This is a genomic window from Thermogutta hypogea, from assembly GCF_055386265.1.
Window position 1 is genome coordinate 3,314,454 of the sequence record NZ_AP042425.1, and the last position, 20,891, is coordinate 3,335,344.

16 protein-coding genes and 1 riboswitch are annotated in these 20,891 nt (G+C 64.1%); of the genes, 3 read left to right on the plus strand and 13 right to left on the minus strand.

Annotated elements, in window-relative coordinates; translation table 11 throughout:
• The first annotated feature begins 24 nt into the window (after positions 1–24).
• Complete coding sequence (locus tag ACZ5B4_RS11945; protein WP_464911458.1) at positions 25–228, plus strand: DUF6485 family protein; 204 nt, start codon at positions 25–27, stop codon at positions 226–228.
• A 171-nt stretch (positions 229–399) separates the two neighbouring features.
• Here the strand turns inward: ACZ5B4_RS11945 and ACZ5B4_RS11950 are convergent, their stop codons facing one another.
• The 4 genes from ACZ5B4_RS11950 to fmt form a co-directional block, all read right to left on the minus strand.
• Positions 400–1,332 carry a dienelactone hydrolase family protein gene (locus tag ACZ5B4_RS11950; RefSeq protein ID WP_464911459.1) on the minus strand — a complete coding sequence of 311 codons (933 nt, stop codon included), beginning with the start codon at positions 1,330–1,332 and terminating at the stop codon, positions 400–402.
• Positions 1,333–1,389: 57 nt separating this feature from the next.
• Entirely contained in the window at positions 1,390–1,965 is a 576-nt protein-coding gene (thpR, locus tag ACZ5B4_RS11955; protein WP_464911460.1) for an RNA 2',3'-cyclic phosphodiesterase, read from the minus strand.
• 49 nt (positions 1,966–2,014) lie between these two features.
• Positions 2,015–2,917: a PfkB family carbohydrate kinase gene (locus ACZ5B4_RS11960; RefSeq protein WP_464911461.1), complete on the minus strand. Its 903-nt coding sequence runs from the start codon at positions 2,915–2,917 to the stop codon at positions 2,015–2,017.
• 209 nt (positions 2,918–3,126) lie between these two features.
• Complete coding sequence (gene fmt, locus ACZ5B4_RS11965) at positions 3,127–4,083, minus strand: methionyl-tRNA formyltransferase (RefSeq protein WP_464911462.1); 957 nt, start codon at positions 4,081–4,083, stop codon at positions 3,127–3,129.
• A 432-nt stretch (positions 4,084–4,515) separates the two neighbouring features.
• Here fmt and ACZ5B4_RS11970 point away from each other — a divergent pair, with 432 nt between their 5' ends.
• Complete coding sequence (locus tag ACZ5B4_RS11970; RefSeq protein WP_464911463.1) at positions 4,516–5,775, plus strand: Gfo/Idh/MocA family protein; 1,260 nt, start codon at positions 4,516–4,518, stop codon at positions 5,773–5,775.
• A 64-nt stretch (positions 5,776–5,839) separates the two neighbouring features.
• Here the strand turns inward: ACZ5B4_RS11970 and ACZ5B4_RS11975 are convergent, their stop codons facing one another.
• The 8 genes from ACZ5B4_RS11975 to ACZ5B4_RS12010 form a co-directional block, all read right to left on the minus strand.
• The gene (locus ACZ5B4_RS11975) at positions 5,840–6,424 is read right to left on the minus strand and encodes a hypothetical protein (RefSeq protein WP_464911464.1); all 585 of its coding nucleotides are present in this window, start codon (positions 6,422–6,424) and stop codon (positions 5,840–5,842) included.
• A 100-nt stretch (positions 6,425–6,524) separates the two neighbouring features.
• Positions 6,525–9,626 (minus strand): type II and III secretion system protein family protein, encoded by a 3,102-nt coding sequence (locus ACZ5B4_RS11980; protein WP_464911465.1) that lies wholly within the window; start codon positions 9,624–9,626, stop codon positions 6,525–6,527.
• Positions 9,627–9,733: 107 nt separating this feature from the next.
• Positions 9,734–10,246: a hypothetical protein gene (locus tag ACZ5B4_RS11985; RefSeq protein WP_464911466.1), complete on the minus strand. Its 513-nt coding sequence runs from the start codon at positions 10,244–10,246 to the stop codon at positions 9,734–9,736.
• Positions 10,247–10,807: 561 nt separating this feature from the next.
• Positions 10,808–11,557, minus strand: coding sequence for a sugar phosphate isomerase/epimerase family protein (locus ACZ5B4_RS11990; protein WP_464911467.1), 750 nt, complete (start codon positions 11,555–11,557; stop codon positions 10,808–10,810).
• Positions 11,558–11,955: 398 nt separating this feature from the next.
• Complete coding sequence (locus ACZ5B4_RS11995) at positions 11,956–12,822, minus strand: DUF4465 domain-containing protein (RefSeq protein WP_464911468.1); 867 nt, start codon at positions 12,820–12,822, stop codon at positions 11,956–11,958.
• A 67-nt stretch (positions 12,823–12,889) separates the two neighbouring features.
• Positions 12,890–13,705 carry a PEP-CTERM sorting domain-containing protein gene (locus ACZ5B4_RS12000; RefSeq protein WP_464911469.1) on the minus strand — a complete coding sequence of 272 codons (816 nt, stop codon included), beginning with the start codon at positions 13,703–13,705 and terminating at the stop codon, positions 12,890–12,892.
• 120 nt (positions 13,706–13,825) lie between these two features.
• Positions 13,826–14,605: a DUF1559 domain-containing protein gene (locus ACZ5B4_RS12005; protein ID WP_464911470.1), complete on the minus strand. Its 780-nt coding sequence runs from the start codon at positions 14,603–14,605 to the stop codon at positions 13,826–13,828.
• A 277-nt stretch (positions 14,606–14,882) separates the two neighbouring features.
• Positions 14,883–15,133, minus strand: a riboswitch (cobalamin riboswitch).
• A gap of 111 nt (positions 15,134–15,244) precedes the next feature.
• On the minus strand, positions 15,245–16,972 hold the full coding sequence (locus ACZ5B4_RS12010; RefSeq protein WP_464911471.1) for an NPCBM/NEW2 domain-containing protein: 1,728 nt from the start codon (positions 16,970–16,972) through the stop codon (positions 15,245–15,247).
• Positions 16,973–17,584: 612 nt separating this feature from the next.
• Between ACZ5B4_RS12010 and ACZ5B4_RS12015 the strand changes: the two genes are divergently transcribed.
• Complete coding sequence (locus ACZ5B4_RS12015; RefSeq protein ID WP_464911472.1) at positions 17,585–19,192, plus strand: PP2C family protein-serine/threonine phosphatase; 1,608 nt, start codon at positions 17,585–17,587, stop codon at positions 19,190–19,192.
• Between the two features lie 16 nt (positions 19,193–19,208).
• Here ACZ5B4_RS12015 and ACZ5B4_RS12020 read toward each other — a convergent pair whose 3' ends face one another.
• Positions 19,209–20,741, minus strand: coding sequence for a sulfatase (locus ACZ5B4_RS12020; protein WP_464911473.1), 1,533 nt, complete (start codon positions 20,739–20,741; stop codon positions 19,209–19,211).
• Between the last annotated feature and the right edge of the window lie 150 nt (positions 20,742–20,891).

Sequence of the window (20,891 nt, forward strand, 5' to 3'; positions counted from 1 at the left end):
TTCGAACGGGAGGAAGGGCCCCCAATGGACTGCAAAAAAGAGCGGAATCTGGACCTTTGCACTTGCACCTACGATCCCTGCCCGCGCAAGGGCGTGTGTTGCGATTGCCTGCAATACCACTTGAGGAACCGCCAATTACCGGGATGCTGCTTCCCCAAGAGCGCCGAAGCGACCTACGACCGATCTTTCGCCCATTTCGCTCGCTTGGTGCAGGAGGGCAAGGTCTGATCCGTGCCGGCCCCGTCGAGGGCCGATCGCAAACGGACGGCGGACGGCTCGGCATTCCGAGTATTCACGCCCTTGCCGGCTGAGACGTTTCGGGCACCGGTCGATGCGGGCCGAATTCATTACGCGTCCCACGCAAGAGTCGGAACGCAAGAGTCGTGATGTGCCGTCCGTTCAACCCCGCAAGTGCCGGGCGAACCATTCCCGGGTGCGTCGCCACATCTCGTCCGAGAGGACATGCCCCGCTCCCGGCTCGATGAAATGGCTGAAGTTCTCTTCCGCGCCGGCATCGCGATAGGCCGCGCGAATGATCTCGATTCCTTGGCGTACCTCGGGAATCGGACTGCCGCCGTCTTCTTCGCCGAAGTTCAGATGCAGTGCCCGCGGCGCAATCAAACCCGCGATATCCGGCGTGTCGCCGTATTGGAACCAGCCCGGAATGAAGTTGGGAAAACAGTGCAAGATGTGCGTGCGGTGGATGGCGGCGTACGTGGGCAAACAACAGTTGCCCACCAAGCAGCGCAGCCGCTCGTCCCAAGGACCTACCAACCACGTGAAGGTGGAACCCATCGAGTGCCCATAACAACCGATGCGATCGGCTCGCACATAGGGCAGGCTGACGAGCAGATCGATCGCCCGGCGCATGTCCAGGATGTTCTTCCAGGCCATGCATTTCCCTTGCACCACGTAGCGGAGAAACTCGAACCGTTCGTAATTCCCGCCCTTGAGATAGGGGCTTTGGCGTTCCTCGAAGCAGAGGGCGTCGGGGCAAAGCACCACGTATCCCTCGCGTGCCAAGGCCGCCCCCGTGTGATGCATGGGGTTGCCCGCCAAACCGGCCGGTTCGCTCTTGCCCAGGTGCCACTCGCCGTTGTGCTGATGCCAGACCGCGACGGCGGGGGCGGGATGGGCGTCGTCCACGCCGTCGGGAACCAGCAGCAAGGCGGGAACGCGATCTCCCGGTTCCACCGCGTACCGCACGGGGAGGATGCGGTAGCCGTCTTTTCGCTCGGGTTCGCCCCACTGCGGATCGAGAGGCGTCGGCTCCGGCCAAGGCCCGCCCAAACACTGCAACAGCTTGCTCTTGAGGAATTCCTTGCGATCCATGGGAAAGGCCTCCGAGGAAGATGGCAGCGTCATCATCGAGCGACCGAAGCCCGCGCGTCAACCGCGCAGTTCGGCGCGGCCCATCGGCTCGTAGACCGGCCCGCTCGGTTGAAGTTCGCTGGAGAAAACCACCACTTCGTCCACCGAGGACGGCCCGAACTCCAGGTCCTGCGCCTCGCGCATCATCTCCGCCAGGTCTTGCACGGCGTGATCCTGCCTGCGGACCCGTCCCAGGGTCAGATGGGCTTGAAACCGCCGCGCCTCGCGGGGATAGCCCAGCGATTGGAGCGCCGACTCGACCCGCGCGTTGAGGTCGCACATTTGCTCCGCGCCGTCATCCACGCCCAGCCACAGCACCCGCGGCCGCGTCGGCGTAGGAAAGGCCCCGACCCCGCGGACCTCGATGGAGAACGGCTCGACCGCGGCCACGGATTTCTCCACCGCCAAGCAGATGTGATAGACGTCGCGCAGGTCCACCTCGCCCAGGAACTTGAGCGTGATGTGCATTTGCCGGGTATCGACCCAGCGGACGTCGGCGCCGCTCTGTTGCAGGCGGCGGATCAACTTGGCGGCTCGATTGCGAACCCCCTCATCGACTTCGACGGCGACAAAGGTGCGAACCTTTCCCTTCATGGATGCCACTCCGACCCGGCGGTCCGTCCGCCGCTACCCGGAATCCGCTCTAAAACGTCAACATCCGGCGATACTCTTCCATCCGGCGTTCGACGTCATCCCGCGTGATCTTGAGGAGGCGATCGACGCTGAAATCCTCGACGGTGAACCCGGCGCAGACGATGCCGTAGGCCATGGCCAGCTTCAGCGTCTCGGGAGTGTAATCGGCCTGCTCGGCCAAATACCCCATCATGCCGCCGGCGAAGCTGTCGCCCGCGCCCGTCGGATCCTCCACGCGATCCGTGGGATAGGCCGGCAACACATACATTTCGTGCTTGCTGAAGAACATCGCGCCGTGCTCGCCCTTTTTGATGACGATGAAGCGCGGCCCCATTTCCAGCAGCGCTCGGCCGGCGCGGAGAACGTTTTCGTCCTCCGCCAAGAGCTTGGCCTCCGAGTCGTTGAGCACCAGCCCGTCCACGCGACGCATCAACTCCCGCAATTCCTGCGGCTCATTGCGGATCCAGTGATCCATCGTGTCGGCCACGGTCAGCATCGGCCCCACGCATTGCGAAAGGACGTTGAGCTGCATCTTCGTCGAGCCGTTGGCCAAGAATAGGAACTTGCAGCGGCGCAGGTCCTCGGGCAGGATCGGATCGAAACGCGCCATGACGTTGAGTTGCACGTCCAGCGTCTCGCGTTCATTCATGTTGGAGAAGTAGCGTCCCCGCCAGAAGAACGTCTTGGCTCCCGGAACGACTTGCAGTCCCGCCGTATCGACGCCCTGGGCTTGCAGCAACTCCGTGTATTCGGGGGGCCAATCCTCGCCCACGACGCCCACCAAACGCACCCTGGTGAAGAACCGCGCCGCCAGCGAGAAATAGACGGCGGAACCGCCCAACACGCGTTCCCGTGTCGCTCGCGGCGTCTCCACGCTATCGAAGGCTACCGAACCCACAACCACCAAGGGCATGGCACTCATCTCCCGACGTATCAATTAGGGGAACCGATGGAGCCGCGGTGCCGGGGGGAGTTCCTGCGTCCGTCCTGCCCGGCCGGGCCGTCCCGCCGGGCCGGCAGCCTTCACTCCCGGCTCCACGGCTTTCTCAACATGTTACACGGACGGGGCGTCGCCTGCATGAGGGAGCGGGAGCGACCCCGCGGCGTAGCCGACATCCGCCCCTACGCGCCGGTTTCCGGCGTTCCCAGACGATCGCCCGGCTGGAGGCGATAACCGCGGAGGAAATCTTCGGCCGACATGACCCGTTTGCCGGCCGGTTGCAAGGCGCGGATCAGCACGGCCCCCTCTCCCGCCGCGACCAAAATGCCCTGCGAACCGACCTCCAGGACCGTGCCGGGAGGCGCCGCATGGGACCGCTCCGCTGTTTGCACGCTCTCGAGGATCAACCGCAGGGGCGGTTTTCCCGATCGGCACCAATAGGTGTACGTCTTGGGCCAAGGGACCATCGCTCGCACCTGATTGCGGATCACTTCGGCCGGCCGCCGCCAATCCACCAGCCCATCCTCCTTCTTCAGCTTGGGGGCACGGCAAGCGGCCTTGGCGTCTTGCGGTAACGCCTCCAGCAAGCCGGCCTCCAAATTGTCGATCGCCCGGAGCATCAACCAGGCCCCAATCTCCGCCAGTCGCGCTTCCAATTCCACGGCCGTTTCGTCGGGCAGGATGTCCACCTCGCTTTGCGCGATCACGGGCCCCGCGTCCACCTGCGGCGTCATATGGATCACGCTCACGCCGGTGGTCTTTTCGCCGTGGTAAATCGCCCAGGGAATGGGAGCGGCCCCGCGATACTTCGGCAGCAGCGAAGCGTGCAGATTGACGCCGCCGAGCCTGGCCGCGGCCAAGGTCTCCGCCGACAGGATCTGCCCGTAATCGCAAACCACCAGCAAATCCGCCTCCCACGAGGCAAGCGTCCGCCGCGCTTGTTCGGCGTTGATGTCCGGCGGGTCGAAAATGGGGATTCGATGGGCCGCCGCGATTTCGCGCAAGGGGCTGGGAGGCAAGGGACGGCCGTCTCGCTCGCTCGGCGCGGTGATCAAGCTCAGCACACTGTGCCGCGATTCCAACAGCCGACGAAACGTGGGGACCCCGAACGGACCGGTCCCGACCATCACAAGTCGCATGTTTGCTGGAGTATCCCTCCTTGGGCTGGGAAGGCCGCCGATTTACAACGCGAAAACGCATCGCCGAGGCTTGCCGGGAACAGGGCGAAGGACCGTTCCCCGGCCGCGCCGAACCGCTTGCCCCAGTGCGGGAAAAACGCCCACGCCCTCAGCATATCGCGGTCGGCTCGGATCGTCACCCCCGCCGCAACCAAACACCGGCCATGGCGGCGGGCGGCGTGCCGCGACCGCAAGACCGTCCATCCTCGCCGCCGCATCCCGCTCGCTCGGGGATTTCGCCGCCCGGGCGAACGTCCGGCGCCGTAGGTTCTTGCTTTTCCCGGACCCCGCGCTGTGGTAACGTATCGTCGGCTCGATGCCGTATTGCGGTTCGGTGTTGGAGGGGAGCGATTCGGTTTCAACCGGGAGATCAGTGCTATGGAGACCAGTGCCATGAAACCAACCTCAGGATCGTCTTGTGACCGTCGTCGTTGGCTGGGAACGGCCGGTAGCTTGGCCGCCGCGGCCGCGCTGCCGATGCCCCAGATCTTCGCATCATCGCGGATCGCAGGGGCGAATGACCGGCCGGGCATCGGGTTCATTGGGACGGGCGGGCGGGCCGGCGCGCACATCGACATCTGTCTGAAATTCAGGGAACAGGGACGCTGCGACACCGTAGCCGTCTGCGACGTGTACCGACCGCGGGTGGAGGCGGCCGCAGCCCGCACCGGCGCGAAAATCTACCGCGACTATCGGGAATTATTGGCCGACGACGGCGTCGATCTGGTCTGCATCGCAACGCCGGATCGGCACCACGCCCCGCAGGCCCTGGCCGCCGTCCGTGCCGGCAAAGACGTTTACGTGGAGAAACCGCTCACGCATTGGTCGCAAATGGATTTGGCAACCGAGTTGTGCGACGAGGCCGAACGCCTCCGACGGATCGTTCAGGTCGGTACGCAGTATGTTGCCGACGAGGCCTACGCCAAGGCTCGCGCATTGATCGGACAAGGAATCGTGGGCAAGATCGTTCACGTCCAGCTCGGCTACTTCCGCCGCGGCGACTGGGGCGAACGGATGCCCATCCCGGATCCCAACGCCAAACCCGGGCCCGACCTCGACTGGGAGCAGTTCCTGGGCGATGCCCCCAAAGTCCCCTTCGACGTGTCGCGTTTCTTTCAGTGGCGTCTGTATTGGGACTATGCGGGCGGGCCGGCGACCGATTTGCTCGTGCACGCCTTCACCCCCGTTTTCTGCCTCCTCGAACTCGGTTACCCGGAACGCGTCCTCGGCGGAGGCGGAACGTTCCAATATCCCCGCGAAGTGCCCGACCAGTGCAACATCATCGCCGACTATCCGGGCGGCCCCAGCGTCGTCATGAGCAATTCGCTATCGAACTTTACGGGCATTCAGACGATCTTGCGCGGCACCGACGGCGCGATCGTGCTGGGCGATCTGGATCATCCCGGGCGGGGGATTCGCATCGTGCCCGTCGCCAAGGAATCGCAAGAGGTGGTGATCCCTTGGAGCGGATTCGGCAACACGGAAAAGCTCTGGGAAAACTTTCTCGACTGCGTGCAAACGCGGCAGCGTCCGTTCAGCCCGGTGGACATCGGCGTCCGGGTGCAGGCACCCTTGAACATGGGAATCCTGTCGCATCGCGAGGGTAAAGTCGCTCGCTTCGACGCCGCCGCGCGCAAGATTCTCTTGCAATAAGAAGGCTCCAGGGGACAGCGATGCCGGCGGCTTGCCGGTTTCCGAGACTTCGGCGAGCGCAACTTCACCGCCGGAGGCCGCCGAAGGAGCGGCCGTAGCCGCCGTAGCCGGCGCCGGTGCCGTAGGTATCGTTGAGCGTGCGGTAGTAGGCGGCCTCGCCCTCCACGGCGCTGAGGCCGGCCGTGAAGCCGGGGGCCGTGATCACGCGCGCGTCGATCTCCTCCCGCGGATAGCCCAACTCCGTCAGGAGGTTCACGATCGTCGCCCGCCGGGCCTGATCCAAGGCCGGGTCCTTCTCGTCCGGCAGTTCCTCGACCACCACCGGGAAGGGGACGTGCTTCAGCCGCACGGCGACCGACAGCAGGTGTTTTCGCCCCAGCGGCGTCAACTCCGGCGTCCGGCCCACGAATTCGTGGTCGTAGAAGATGAAGTCGGCCGCCTCGGCGTTGGTCTGCATCGTCTCCCAATGGGCGTCGGTAACCTGGCCCAAGGGGAAGGGCCGGTCGTAGGCCGGTCCCCGCTTGGCCTCCCCCACCGCCCCGTGGCAGCCGCTCAAGAGCGCCAGCAGGGCCAGCCCGCCGATCGTCTCCGCCGCCGTCCGCCGCGATCGCGGACGCACGCCTGCCTGATATTGCCGATGCCGTTCCATGGCTTCCGCTCCGGGTCTTGCTTCGTTTCGTGTCTGATCGCTGGTGCGGTTCGCGCGCCGCCGCGCAACGCCGCCCTTGCCTCTCCGCCCGCCGGCCGGGTCAGTCCCCGTGACCGAAGGGACCGGAGATCGTCGCCGGTCCGCCCGCGTTGTACCGCCGGCGGAGGTTGGGCCAGGTCGTGCTGTCGTACTCCAGCGTGGGCCGGCCCTCCAGGTGTCCCTTGATGAAAAACTCGTGGTTCGTCGGCTCGGTCACGTCGAAGCCCGGCAGCGGCGGCGTCTCCTCCGGCTCCATCGGGTGGACCAGCTCCGGCGTCACCAAGATGATCAACTCCGTCTCGTTGCGGGACATGCTGCGGCGGCCGAAGATCTGGGCCACGATCGGCAGGTCCCCCTGGTTGTTACCCGACATCGAGTCGTCCAACAGACCGGCCAGGGCCAGGGTCTGACCCTCCCGCATCTCCACCGTGGTGGTCACCGCCCGGGTCCGCAGTCCCGGCGTCCCGTTGACCTTGTTCTTGTTGTCGATCTGGCTGAACTCCGGCGAGACCTCCAGGCGGATGAGGTCTTTGTCAATGACCGTGGGGAGGAAGGTGATGATCGCCCCGTAGGCCCGAAAGTCCGTGGTCACCGCCCCCACGCCGTTGACGCCCACCGTGGTCGGCACGGCGAACTCGCCGCCCGCGATGAAGGTGGCCGGCCGACCGCTGAGCGTGACCAGCGTCGGCTCGCTCAGCATCCGCAGCACGCCGTGCTCCTCCAGGTAGTGGATGCCGAACTTCAGGTCCCCGCCGTCGAAGGTCCCCAGGATCGAGGCCGTCCCGCCGGAACTGAGGTTCAGCAACGATTGGATCAGGAACTTGCCCTGATCGAGATTGAGCTTCATGTCCACGCCGAAGTTGCGGGCGGCCGAGCGATTCAACTCCGCGATCTTGACCTTCAGGGCGACCTGCGCCGGGCCGGGGATGCGGAGCAGATTGATCACTTGCAGGGCCGGCAGATCCTGGCCGGCGGCCATGCGACCCACCGGGTCGTCGGCCTGCCCCTCGGCCACGCCCCGGGCGCGGATCAATTCACCGCGGATCACGGCCATGATCTGGGCGGCTTCGGCGGCGTCCCGCGCCTGACCCCGCACGATCAGCTTGTCTCCCACCGCCAGCAGCTCGACCTTGCTCTCGGGGAACAGCCGGGCCAGGTGCGATTGCAGCAACGCATACCGCTCGGTCTGCTGTTTTTCGATCTCCGGGTCGGGTTTGACGCGGACCAGGTAGGTCACCGGCCGATAACGATCGTCGGCGAACCAGAACGTGACGTGCGTGGCCCCCTGCCCCTTGCCCAGGATGGCGATCTCGCGGGGCGTGAACTGACTGACGTCGCACACCGCCGGATCGACCACCGCCGTGCGGTACACGTCCACCTTCGTCCGCAGCAGCTTGCTCCGCCGCACGATCACCGTCAACTCTCCCGACTCCTCGATGATTTCAAACGGCGCGGCCGCCGGCGCCATGTTCCCTTCCGATGCCCCCGTCTCTTCGAAGAAACCGATCCCGGGCGATTCCTCGACCATTTCCGATCCAATCACCGTTGAGGTCTCGCGATACGGGGCCGTATCTTCGGCCGCGGGGAACTCAATCACCTTCATCCCCGGCGATTCGACCGCAGCCGACGCGCCCGGCGAGGCCGCCGCGCCGGATTGAGAGGCCGCGAAACCGGGCGACGCCTGCCGCCGATCACCTTCCCAAGCGGAAACCGTCGGAGAATGACTCGTTGCCCCGGCGGCGGGCAGGGGCGTCCATAACTCCCGGGAAGTTTGCCGAGGGGTTTGCGTTTCTCGGCCGGAACCGAAGGCCGGTTGCTGAGCGGAGAGCGACTCCGTGGGCAATTCCAAGGGCCCCGCCGCCACCGGCGGCTGCGAAGGCATGAACTTAAGTTCGGTCATGGACTGCTGCGACGCGGCACCTACGCCGGGCAGGATCCGAACCGCGTCGTCTCCCCGTTCCGCAAACCCGGCTTCAGCCCGAGAATCCATCGCCCGAGTATCGGCCGCGGGCCAGTTCAACCCGGTTTGCACCAAGCTGCGGGAGCTTTGCATGCGGCTGACGGCTTGCTCGACCCCGGAGGTCACCGGTCGCTCCTCTCCGGCGACCAGCCGCAGCTCGCGATCGCGAATCGTCGGTTCTTCGGCAGCCGGCTCCGCGATCCATGCCCGGTCGTTCTTCGGGCTCAGGCAAGAGACCCGATCGAATCGGGTCATCGCCGCGGTGCGCGCTGCCGGCATCGGCACCCGGCCCGGCGATTCCTCTCGCAGGTTTCCCATAGCGGTCGGCGAGAGCCAAGGCAAGCAAGTCCGGACCGCCCCGCGGTTCATCGCCGATTCGCGAGCCGCCGCCGCTTGCATCCATAATTCACTGCGGGACGGACGCGACTCGACCTCGCCGAACGGCACGTGGGCGATCTTTTCCGCCGGCCGCAATTGCAAAATCACCTCGGTCGAGCCGCTCGATAGATCCAGGCGTTCGATCCTGATGCGATCCGAAGAAGACACCGACTGGGAAGCTTGCTTGTCGGCCCGCAAGACGACCTGCGGTTCGTTCTTTACTACGTCCGGCGCCACCGATGCCGCCGTCCTATCGCCCTGGGCGAGCCGAACGTCCTTTCGCGGCAACTCTTCCAGCTCGGGCGCGTCCTCGACCCAAACCTCCGGTCCATCCTCGGCCGTGCGAGCGGCTGTGTTTTGCGGCCGAACCGGGGCGGGAGCGACATCGGGCGCGGTATTTCCCGCCATGCGTTCGATCGATGTGTCCGCATCCATGTCCAAGATCGCTTCGCCGAAATCCGCCGCAGTTTGCGAGGAATCGGCCTTGCCGGCGAAGTCGCGAATGGTCAATTGGGCCGCCTCGTTGTTCCGCGGCGTGCTTGTCGCCGGACCATCCGAGGATCTTGTTTTCAGCACCGTCAGAGGTTGAGCCGCGGCGACTCGAATTTCCAGCGGCGCGGGATTCGCCGCCTCCCGTACGGTGGGCGAAGCCGGTTGATCCGCCCAACCGCGCGACGCCAGGGCCCATCCTAAGACCACGGCCGGGCCGCAGCCGAGCGTCAGGGCAAGGACCGCCGCCCGAGCATGGATGCCCGCCGCGGACTTCCAATGGATACCGCCCTGATCTCGGGACCGCCGCGTATGTCTGGGAAGCAGGAGTTTCATGGCTCAATCCAAAGTCGGAGGAAGAACGATCCTTCTCAGCTTCGGCGGCACGTTCTTTCGACCCGGCCGCTCGCAAAAGTTCTTGCGAGATTCGCTGTACGATCCGACTACGGCATCGGGACCGGTTCTGTGCCGGTGGGCAGCGGGGCCGGTTCCGGAGCGGCGTCGCTCGGGGAATCCGCCGCCGGCAGCGCGGCGGATTGCGGCATGGGACGCCAACCGCCCTCGCCCGACGCGTCCGGCCGATGCATCCAGGGCGGCATCTTCAGCGCCGGATAACGGTAGGGACTCCAGTAACCCGTCATGCTCTGCTGCGAGTACATCCCCGGCCAGTGATACGTGAACCGCGGGGGCACGGGAAACTTGTAGCTGCCCCGGCACCCGCAGTTGAAGCTAGCGATCAACGCGTCTTTGTGAACATGTCTGGGACGACCGCAAACCGGGCAGCATTCCGGGCACGCCTCCGCCGCGGCGATCGGCGTCGAAGAAACGACTGCCGATTCGGGGTCCGCCGGCGCAGATGCCGTGTCTTGTCCCCATACGGCACCGCCCACCGTCAGCATTAGTCCGACGACGAAGAGCGGTGCGCAACCGCCAACAAGAGGTAAAACCTTCGTCATGTCTCAAGTCCTCGCACGGGTCCGTCTTTCAGAGCGTTTGCGCCGGCCGACCTCGACTGCATCATGCGGTGCGATGCCCGTGTACCCCCGCATTTGCCGCAGAAACAAGCGCTACAGTTCCTTCCGCCGCTTATTCCGATTCGGTCTTCCCTCCAGGAACGGATGAAGAATCGCAAATCATCGGCAGTTTCTTTACATCGGCCGCCTTGCTCATAATCGTCAAATCGCCGCTATGGCATACAGCAAGAACTTTCAGAAAAATCAGCAAGACTAGGACGAGTAGGCAATACAGGCGCTTTGTTTGGGGTCGGATAGTCCGATCAATCGCGGCAGGACAAAAAACTCGCCGAACCCGCATCGAGAATACGGTCGGAATAACCGCGATAGGCAGAACGACCCGACCGCCGATCGAGGGGAGACACCGTCCCGGCCGATTTCGCGCGGCGATCGCCGACGCAGTGGTGGCGCATCCGCAAGGAAATCCCAACGGTCGCGAGCGATCCGGCAGTACGGAACGGCCGAGGTCTTGGAAAAAGCCGCCGTCAATCCGATGACGGGCGATCAGAGGAGACTTTCCAGCAAAAGGCGGAACTTTCGCAGCTCCGCCGCCTGATCCACGTCCGGCTGAGGGGCTATATCGATCGACAGGGCCTGCTTGTAGCCGTGGCGCTCCAACCGTGCAATCAGTTTGCCGTACTCGACTTCGCCTTGCCCCACGCGGACCTGGAACTTGTCTTTCTTGGTATCCCGTAGTCGAACATGCCGGACGTACTTGTACAGCGGCTCCATGGAGGAGGGGGTCTGTCGGCCGTAGATGAAATAGCTCGGGTCGAGCGTGATCCCCAAACCTTTGGCGTGATTGCACAGGACGTCCACGGTATCCGGCGACTCGCTCATGCGGCCGGTTTCGGTCAAAAGGCTGACGACCACCTCTTCGAGATGCCCAATCGCCACCATCCGCTGAAGCCGCTCCACCTCTTCATTGAAGGGCGTCCCCAGCTCGCTGGAGCGTACCACGATCGGAACGACCCGCGTCGCTTTGGCAAGTTTGCAGCAAGCGGCAAATTGGCGGAAGAATTCCTCCCCCGTGGCATCGGTTTCGAAGCTGTACGCCACCGGCGTCACCCGAGCCGTCTTGCGGCACAAAGCCACGGCCGACTCGAAATCGGCCACCACTTGAGATGGCTTCAGATGGCCGTCGGCCTCGTGGAGCATGATCTCCACAGCCGAGAATTCGAGGTCGCTCGCCCGTTCGAAAGCGGCCTCCAAAGGCAGATCGGCAAAACACCGGGTCGTAACGGCGACAAACACGGACACCTCCTCCATAAGGGGGCGTATGATTCAATCCAGCGAGCGGAGCCGCGATCCGGCGACGCACGACCTACGCCGGACGAATACGACGTTCCATCGGAAACCCCAACGTCCAATGGCGACCAACCTCTCCGCCTCCAACCGTAGCATGCAGCTTACCGCCCAAATGCTTCTCTTGGCAACACCGTCTGATAAACCGCTCCGGCGCCCCGTCATGATGTCGTCCCTGACCGCACGGCGTCCCGACCATCGATATCGGCGCGGTCGGCGCGGGACTTGCCGCGGCCGCGACGGTCGCAACATAATGGGGATGCAAAAACGTCAGCCTCGGGGAGGGGACCCGAGGCTGAGCAGACGCTGACTAGCAGCGTCATCGGAGGGGATCGTTGGCGCCGCTACTACGCGGCGAGGGCTTTTTGTCTGCGCCGACGATAGAGATAGCCCCCGGCAACGACTCCGCCCAACAACAGGACGGCCGAGCCGGGTTCCGGCACCACCTGGCTGCCGTCTCCCGCCGTTTGAAACACGATGTCATCCAGGGCGAAATAGGCGGGCGTATTCATCCCCCACGCGCCCACATCGGACGAGTCCAGGGCGAATTCCAAGATTCTGGCGGAGGCGATGGGCGACAAATCCACCGTGGCCCAGCTATTCAAGATGTAATCCAGGGAGTTATCCGCGAACCGGAAGTCGGCCAGGTAAAACTCGACCGAGGCGATCAGGTTCTTGGCCAAGTCCTTGCCCACAATCGTCAACTTGAACCAGTCGGGATCGTTGCCGGAACTCCCGCCGAACTTCTTGGCGAAACTATCGCCGTCCCGCATGGAAAGATAGGCGTAGGTCGTGTTCGTGACGGCGGCCGAGACGAGCGAAACTCCGGCAGGCACGTCAATTCGCGGCGGACTCCCCCAGGCATCGACGAAGCTCACGGCGTAGTTCGCGGATCCGCCCGCCCCCGAACCGGCTGCCGCGGAGTACTGATTCGTGTAGCCCGGCGTCGTGGTATCGGTCACGTTCGAGTAGGCGAAGCCGCTCCAGACGTCGACTCCCCACGAATTGTCGAAGTTGTTGTAGAAGGTGAATCCTTGAGAGACGAACGTGTTCGTCCCATTGTTGGGGGAACCGTTCCAGTAAGAATCCGGACTGAGGACCAAATCCTCGAAGTCCACGGTCCCTGCAAGGCTCGCTCGGCCCGAGATTAGAATCGCCGCGACGGCGATCCCCCCTGCGACGGCGAGCCGCCCTCTCCGCCAGGTGCTACTCATGCTGCTTCTCCTTTCATCAGAACTGTGATGACACCAGAGACATCCGTCGATGCACACTTAAGGAAACTCACCCTCTGCCTCCGGCCCCCTTGAAGCGCCGCCGCCACGCGACGACGACCGGCAGTCCCGTCAAGAGCAGCAACGCGCTTGCCGGCTCCGGAACGGCTTGCACGTCGGCAAAATAACGCACCCCCAGGGCTTCCAGGTCGAATCCCCCGCTTCCCACCGTGGGATGCGGATCGTAAATCGGGCGATCGAAACTATCCAGGTAGGTCCCGTCGCCGATGATGTCCACAATGCGGACGAACGGTATCCAGGTCACATCGAGCAGGGGTGAAACGCCTTCCAAGACACTCAGGTCAAAGGGCGTGCCGTAACCCTGACGGTATTTCCCGGCCAAGCCGTCGATATTCGTCGGATCGACCGCGCCGAAAGCACCGACCGCCGACGGCGTAAGAGACGTAAGAGACTGGTTCGGAAAGCGGAAGAAATCGGAACCATTCGAGGAAACTTCCACGTAAGCCAGCTCCAAGAACGTATCGCTAAAGGAATTCTCGAAGACGGCGAAGTCCCAGCCGGGCCCGTTCGTGATGGGCCGATCAAAGGTCAAGACAATACTTCCCCCATTACCCAGGCAGACGATATCGAAACTGGTGCCCACAGCAGGCCCGAGGGCTTTTTCCGGTGTTTGCCAAGCGGCATCGACGCCGGTCCCCACGATATAGCTGCTCCACCCGGTCGCCCAACCTTGAAATTCCAAGCTGCTCATGTGTACCGCGGACGAGCCGGGCTGCCCTGCCGCGGGCTCGAAGGGACCGGCATGAACCGCTTTCGTCGCCAAAACTCCCAGTAGAAGCAAGGACGGGCACAGACGTCGCATCATGATGTTTGCACTCCTCGAACATGGTGCCGTCCCCTCATCGAATCTCCCCTCCGTATGGGTCGCCGACCGCCGACGACCCGGCCGTTCATTCCCAAAACTCACCCCAAATCGAACACGCCTTCACCACTCGGAAACGATCTCGCCGCCGGCCCGCGTGCAAAGGGCGGCCAAGACCCTCAAGTCCATCGTCTCCTTCAGAAAGTGGACGGACCCGTCCGTGAACAGGGCATTCGCCCCGCCGGGATGCTTGCTGCGGATGTCGTTCTCGAAGGCCGGCGCCTGATTGATCGCGTAGGCCTGATCGAACACGTTCAAGCCGTTGATCCACTGCCCGTCACGAAAGCCGGAGTCCTCGGAGACGATGATCGTGCTGGATGTCCCGTCGGTGACATCCGCCACGGTGAGCGATCGATCGTACAGCATCATCCCCTTGGGCGGATTGTTGGGGCTGGTGATGCGTTCGCCGTAGATGCCGCCGTAGTCGCACGGTCCGCGCCCCTGCCGCAATTCCCGCTGATTCGTAGCGCTGGGGCAGATATAGAATGTGAGGATGGTCTTGGCGGCCTCGGCATTTTCCGGCGCGTCGAACGGCTTACCCGTATCGATCTGCTGGTAAAGCGGCTGCTGCTCGACATACGGGAGCAAGAACAGCGACCAGGCCAATTGCCGCCCGGCCGCGCCGTAGGGTTTGCCGGTCTTGGGATTGATCATAGCGCGATGTTCGATCCCGCCCGGCGGAAAGCAGCCCATCGCCTGATGATAGTTGTGCAAACCCAAGCCGATTTGCCGGAGGTTGTTGGTACAGGACGCGCGGCGTGCGGCTTCCCTGGCGGCCTGCACCGCCGGCAGCAACAGGCCGATCAGGACGCCGATGATGGCGATGACGACCAAAAGTTCCACCAGCGTAAAGCCTCGCAGTCGGCATCCCTCAGCCGAGCGGCTTACCGCTTGCCGGGACCGGCGCGATGGAAGACGACGGACCGGACGTAGGGTCCAACACGGCATGGCGCAACATACACCCGCGGCCGACGCCGCCTTAATCCCCTCGTCGCGACTCGCACTTGCACCCTAGGCGCTTGAAGCGCACACAGACGCGAAGACGCGATCCCGGCAAGGCTGGGCAGGCGGCTACCGCCGCAAAAAAAGGTACGCTCAATAACCTTCGTCCCACGCAAAGGTTAAAGGCCCTACGTTGGTAGGTCTTCTGACTTCCAGGCTCGATTCTGCCCGGCCTTCTCGTCGCAATTCGTCGCACGGCAAATCGCCGAGCTTCGTCACAGGTGCTACTCGCGACAATGGCCGATGGAGACTGGGCGAATCTGTTGACGCCTGGTCACAGCGGCGGGGACCGTTCCGGACTCTCACCGGATTCCCTGTTCGTCGAGCGCGAAACCGTCGCGCTCGACCACCAACGTCCACGGCTTCCATGATACCACGCCCGATCTTGGCGTCAAGCGCTTCATTTCGGCATCGGCCTTACCCCGGGACCCGGGATCGACGGATGCCCGGCGCTGGAGTCGGGGCTTTCACCTCCGCCTGTCATTCGGCGGTCGGCCGCAAACGGGGTTCAAGCCAAACGCCCCAGTCGCTGCCGGGGCCGTCTTCGCCCGTCTCCACGATCAACTCCAGCACGCGGATTCCCTCCACGTTGAGGTCGAGATTTCGCGGGACGTTATCTTGGATTAGCGGTGAGCGGAAGAGCTCGCGACCGTCGCCCCGGATTACGAACACGACCGACCCTTTGTGCCCGTCTTGCAAGCCGTAACCCGTGCGAAAACGAGCGTATTTACGGTCGATTTCCAGTTCGTACCGGGAGGGGGCATGGGCGAACAATCCTTGTTCGAAGAATTGCCCGCCGACTTGGATGAAACACGGCCCGCCGCGTTCCATCCAGACCTGATCCCGCAACGGCCGCCCCCAGCCGGTCGTCGCGGTCCGGAAGGCTGCTCCGCTGACGGCGACCCAACCCGCTTCGTCGCGCGGTAATTCGGCGAGCGGTCGCGGTGGAACGGCCTCCAACAGCCGCATCAAATGGGCGATCCGCCGGTGCAGTTCCGACAAGTCGGGGAAACGGTCCCGGTACACGTTCGCCAGGTCCTCCAGTCGCCTGCGATCCCGTACGGCGAAGGCCTGCATCGCCTGTTCGAGCGGCACGCGCATGCGAAAGACGTCGAGCTGCGGTCTCCCTCGCCCGTCTACGTCGTAGTCGAAGGTGAAAACGCTGACCGATCCGTTGACATGGCACACCCGCAAGCGAAGTTGGGAACGCCCGGGCCGCAATTCACCGATTTTCACGCGGAAACGCCCCTGCTCATCCGTTTCGGCCGTCCAGCCGACGGCATCGTAATCGGCAGGCGGGGAAGCACCGTCGTTCAGCGCGACCACGCCGAACGCGGCCGGCCGTGCCTCCAACGAGCCGCTCAGCACCAACTCGTCGTCCTCGAACTCCGCGTCCAAGGCGGTCAAACGGCATGTCGGCGGTACGTCGGCATCGGGCCGTTCGCCCGCAAACGGGCGAACATAAGCGAGCTGCATGGCCGAGGCATGGCTGAGAAACGTCCCCGGGCCTTCCCCCCGCAGTTCCCGGCCGTAGGTGTGGTTTCCGCCGCCCATTAAGGATCGCCCGCGACGGGTGCGATCCGCGTTCGTCTCGCAATCATGCGGCAGGCCGAAGGCGTGGCCCATCTCGTGGGCGACTCCTCCGATGTAGTGCGTGTTGAATTGTCCCAGCGAACAAGGCCCGTTGTAATAGCCGCCCGGCTCCTTGGACGGAAGCAGGCGGGGATCGAGCCGCTCGTCGTCATAAACCCACGCCGTCCCCCCGCGGTGATTGCCGCCGCCCACGTACGGGCCTATCTCGATCGCGCGGTCGCCTTCCCAGGCCAAGAGCACCTGAAAAATGACGACGGTCTCGCGATCCGCGTCGATCCCATGCTGCGCCAGGGCAGTCTTGACCTCGCGTCGGACCTTGGCCGCATCATTGCGGCCGTATTCCCGCATGGGATATTGACCGCGAACCAGATGCAGCCGCAACCGCCCCTGATCGTCTCGTTCCAAGGTGAAGGTTTTCGGTCCGTAACCGGCGGCCTGCATTCCCTCGCGATAGAACCGCTGCACCTCCGTCATGACCCGGTCCAGCCGCTCTTGATAGTGCGGCAGCGGCTCGCGATCGGCGGGGACGAAATACACGACGCGGAGCGGCGGTGGTTCCTGATACCCTGCCGCAAGACCAACGCAAGCCGCCAGGACGCTTATCCCCAAGTTCATCGGTTCTCCCTCTCAAGCAAGACAACTTCGCCATTCCTCCGAGGGGTTGTGCCGCGGCATCAACTACTTCGACAGCACCGTGTCGCCCCCCGCGACTACCGGCGCCGGGAGCGAGGCCGTTCCATCGCGATTAGCCGGCCGGTCCCATCATCTCCCCCGATCGTGAAGCGCGATTCACCAGCGTCAGCCTACCGCAGCCAACTCCATCATCGCATCTATTGCAACCATATCCAACCTGCAAATCGGATCCAACGCCGCAGATAACCCATCCTTGCCGGTCTAATCAGCGAAAGGCAGTCCGAAGGCGTGCGCAAGGGAAGGACCGAAGGTTTAGCGACTTTAGTGAAAATGCAGCACCTAATACAAAGCTCACCTATGAGGGTATATGTATGACTGGGAAGGTTGTATGACGATAGACCTATACAGAAGATGAACACGTTTGGAAATCTGTAGAACGTGAGATTACTGAATCGAATCGGGTAATTGAGTGCCGGTCGCGCTAACGTCGCGCATCCACCCCAACAGGGTAGCCAATAGGGTAGATCCTATTTTGACATTGAAAGAGCGGCAGGGCCGCCCCCTGCCCCCGTGCCGTCCCTTGGAGCCGCAGCCGTGGAACCGTCAACCCCGAAGTATCTTCGCGTCGCCCGGGAAGAACCCCGGCCTTCGCCGGTGCCCGATGTCTCGGCGATCTCGGGATGGCGGCAGCTCAGCCGATCCTTTCTCGAATTGACCGGATACCTGCTGCGGTTCCTGCCGCACGAGAAAGCGCGGTCGCCGAACGAGATTCCGGTACCGGCCCCAAAATTCGTTGCAGGAGATGCGCCGCTTTCTCAGGATTCGCGTCCGGCGCTCGGCCTGCTGCGATTGGACGCCGCGGAGCCGACAAGCCACGACGCGTCCATTCCCCCGCCCGTCCGACGTTTTGCCGAGTCGATCGCTGAGATGCTGGGCGAACTCCTGAGCCTCGAGACGGCGCTTTGGGAGCGAGAGGCGGAGTTGGCGACGGCGATCCCGCTCGTACCGCACACGGCGGAAGAAAAGCATCTGGCGGAGCGTCTGACGGAAGTCCTGCGTGCCGCCGCAGAGAGCATTTCGGCCCAAGCCGCGGCCCTCTACCTGCTGGACGAAGGTACCACGGAATTGAAACTCCGCGCGGCGTGGGGATTGCCGCCCGGCCGACTGGCGGCGCCGCCCCGCCCGCTCAAGACCGCCTTGGCGGACCTCGAGGCCATGCTCGGTCATGCCGTCGTGCTGGAAAACACCCGAGATTTGACGCGATGGCAACCCCCGGAGCCGGCCGCCGCCGCCGTATGCCTACCCGTCGCCGGTCCCACCACGATCCTGGGCACGCTTTGGGTCTTTTGCGATCGGGCGCGGACCTTTTCGGAGCGGCAGACCGATTTGCTGGAAGTAGCGGCGGGCCGCATCACCGCCGAATTGGAACGCGAAGTGGCTTTGCAAACGGCATTGGAAGCGGCAGGATTGCGTAAACAACTCGAGTCGGCTCGGCGATTGCAACGCAGCCAATTGCCCGCCGTCGCTCCGTTGCTGGACGACTGGGAGTTCGCGGGCTGGACGGAAAGCGGCGACAACCTGGCCGGCAGCTTCCATGACTGGTTCTGCGGGAATGACGGCCGCGTGCTGATCGCCCTGGGCGACGCCGCAGGGGGCGGCTTGGAGGCCGCCATCACGACCGCCGCCCTGCGAACGGCCGTCCGCTCCCTCGCCGATCGCCAACGGGACGCCGGGAAACTCCTGGAACGCGTCAATCTGACGCTTTGGACCGGCTCGGCGGGAGACCAAAAGGCATCGCTCTTCTGCGGCCTGCTCGATCCGCGGCAAGGCTCTTTGCGGGCGTCCGCCGCCGGCTCCGTCCACGCCCTGCTGCTCGGCGGCAAGCGGGCACGGATATGCTCGGGCGAGACTCCGCTGGGTATCGACCCCGAATTGCGATTTCCCCAAACCCGCTGGACCATTCCCGGCGGCGGATTGGTGCTGGTGTGCAACGCGGCGGTACGCCGGGCGAAGGACGAGGACGATCGTCCGATCTGGGAAACCCGGCTGCTCCCCATGCTCCCCGGCCTGGCCCGGCACTCCGCCAAACAGGCCGCCGAGCGACTCCGCGATGCTTGGGAACAAACCGCGGTCGATGACGCTCAAGGCAGCGCGTCGCTCATCATCATCCGGCGGGCGGATCGCGGCACGGTGAGCAAATAGCCCGTCCGGCTCTCCCTCAGGGGTCGAATTCGCCGTACCACTCTGCGGCGAAATACGCGCGCAGTCCCGCCGGCCAGCCGGCCTGCTCGGCGGCCCGGGCCGCGCCGCGCCGATTCTGACGAGCGGGCTCCGCCTTCGGCCCTTCCTCCCGATTTTCTCGGGGCAGCCGTTTCGCCAACTCTTCCTTGACCCCACGATATTCCGGCCGACTTGCCAGGTTCGTCCACTCCATGGGGTCGTTTTCGTGATCGTACAGTTCCTCGCTACCGTCGGCGTAGCGGATGTAACGCCAACGCTCCGAACGGACCGCGTGATTCATGTAGCCGTGGGTCGTGATTACGGGACGGTTCCACTCGGCGGCCGGATCCCGCAACAACCGCACGATGCTGTCGCCCTCCACGTGCGGCGGAATCGGCACTCCCGTCAGCTCGCACAGCGTGGGGTAGATATCCAGCAGGCTGACGGTCCGCTCGCAAACGCCGGGCCGCGTGACGCCCGGAACCTGAATCACCAGGGGCACCCGCGCGGCCTCCTCCCAAAGCGTGAACTTGCGCCAGTGCAGTTTTTCGCCCAAGTGCCAACCGTGATCGCCCCATAGGACGACGATCGTGTCTTCGGCATGAGGGCTATTGCGAAAGGCCGCGAGAAGTCGCCCCACCTGGCCGTCCACGAACTCGATGCTCGCCAAATATCCCTGCACCGCCCTTTCCCAATTGTTCGTCGCCAGAACCTTGGCATGATCGCCTTGGGGATTGGCGATGCGAACGCCCGGCGGCGGGACGTCGGCCAGATCATCCTCCTTGACTTGCGGTAGGACGACGCCGTCGAGCGGGAAGTCGTCGAAGTACTTTCGCGGGACGTACCAGGGCAAGTGCGGCCGGATGTAACCCACCGCAAGAAAGAACGGCCGATCGTGTTTTTGACTCAAGAACTCCGCGGCCCAATCGGTGAGCTTCGCGTCGCCCATGCTCCCGTCGTCCACGTCCAGCGGTCCCCAATCGAAATGGGCGGCGTTGGGAATCCCGTTCAGCGGCGGATTCGGCGGCGAGGGATCTCCCGGCCGCGACCAGTAAACCTCCCACGAGTTCAAGTCGTTGAATGAATTGTGAAACAGCTTCCCTCCGCCGTAGACCTTGTAACCGTGGGCCATGAAGTGCTGAAACAGGGTGACCGTGTCGGGCATCTGGGGACGCCAGGGATTGTCGTTGTGATATACGCCGGACGTGGACGGACGTACCCCGCACAACATGGCGGCCCGAGACGGATTGCACGCCGGAGCCGCGCAGTACGCCCGAGTGAAAACCAGGCTCTCCTTGGCCAAGGCGTCGAGGTTCGGGGTCTTGCTCTGCGGATGCCCGCCCAAAAAGCCCGTCCAGTCATTCAGATCGTCGATGGCGATGAACAGGACATTGGGCCGCACGGAAGAAGCGGCGGACGTCGCGCTCCCATCCTCCGCCCATCCCACCGAGGGCATTCCTCCTAGGGACACAAACAAGATCCCAAGCACCGCCGGGACGTGCCAACCTCGCTCCAAGACGGATCGACGCATGACCGTGCCTCCCCTATCGGAAAAGTGGATCGTAGGCCCCGCCGGCTCGGCTCGACGACCGCGTGCCGGTGCATGGCCCTGGGAACACGGCGAATTGTAATTTGCCCGACTCGCCGCGGTCAACCAAGCGGAAAACGAAGGTCGAACCGC

Bases quoted from the DNA above. Each gene is read 5' to 3' on its own strand.
- fmt (WP_464911462.1), bottom strand. From the start codon at position 4,083: ATGCGACTTGTGATGGTCGGGACCGGTCCGTTCGGGGTCCCCACGTTT.
- ACZ5B4_RS11950 (WP_464911459.1), bottom strand. From the start codon at position 1,332: ATGGATCGCAAGGAATTCCTCAAGAGCAAGCTGTTGCAGTGTTTGGGC.
- ACZ5B4_RS12010 (WP_464911471.1), bottom strand. From the start codon at position 16,972: ATGAACTTGGGGATAAGCGTCCTGGCGGCTTGCGTTGGTCTTGCGGCA.
- ACZ5B4_RS11970 (WP_464911463.1), top strand. From the start codon at position 4,516: ATGAAACCAACCTCAGGATCGTCTTGTGACCGTCGTCGTTGGCTGGGA.
- ACZ5B4_RS12020 (WP_464911473.1), bottom strand. From the start codon at position 20,741: ATGCGTCGATCCGTCTTGGAGCGAGGTTGGCACGTCCCGGCGGTGCTT.
- ACZ5B4_RS11975 (WP_464911464.1), bottom strand. From the start codon at position 6,424: ATGGAACGGCATCGGCAATATCAGGCAGGCGTGCGTCCGCGATCGCGG.
- ACZ5B4_RS12000 (WP_464911469.1), bottom strand. From the start codon at position 13,705: ATGATGCGACGTCTGTGCCCGTCCTTGCTTCTACTGGGAGTTTTGGCG.
- thpR (WP_464911460.1), bottom strand. From the start codon at position 1,965: ATGAAGGGAAAGGTTCGCACCTTTGTCGCCGTCGAAGTCGATGAGGGG.
- ACZ5B4_RS11985 (WP_464911466.1), bottom strand. From the start codon at position 10,246: ATGACGAAGGTTTTACCTCTTGTTGGCGGTTGCGCACCGCTCTTCGTC.
- ACZ5B4_RS11995 (WP_464911468.1), bottom strand. From the start codon at position 12,822: ATGAGTAGCACCTGGCGGAGAGGGCGGCTCGCCGTCGCAGGGGGGATC.
- ACZ5B4_RS11980 (WP_464911465.1), bottom strand. From the start codon at position 9,626: ATGAAACTCCTGCTTCCCAGACATACGCGGCGGTCCCGAGATCAGGGC.
- ACZ5B4_RS11945 (WP_464911458.1), top strand. From the start codon at position 25: ATGGACTGCAAAAAAGAGCGGAATCTGGACCTTTGCACTTGCACCTAC.
- ACZ5B4_RS11960 (WP_464911461.1), bottom strand. From the start codon at position 2,917: ATGCCCTTGGTGGTTGTGGGTTCGGTAGCCTTCGATAGCGTGGAGACG.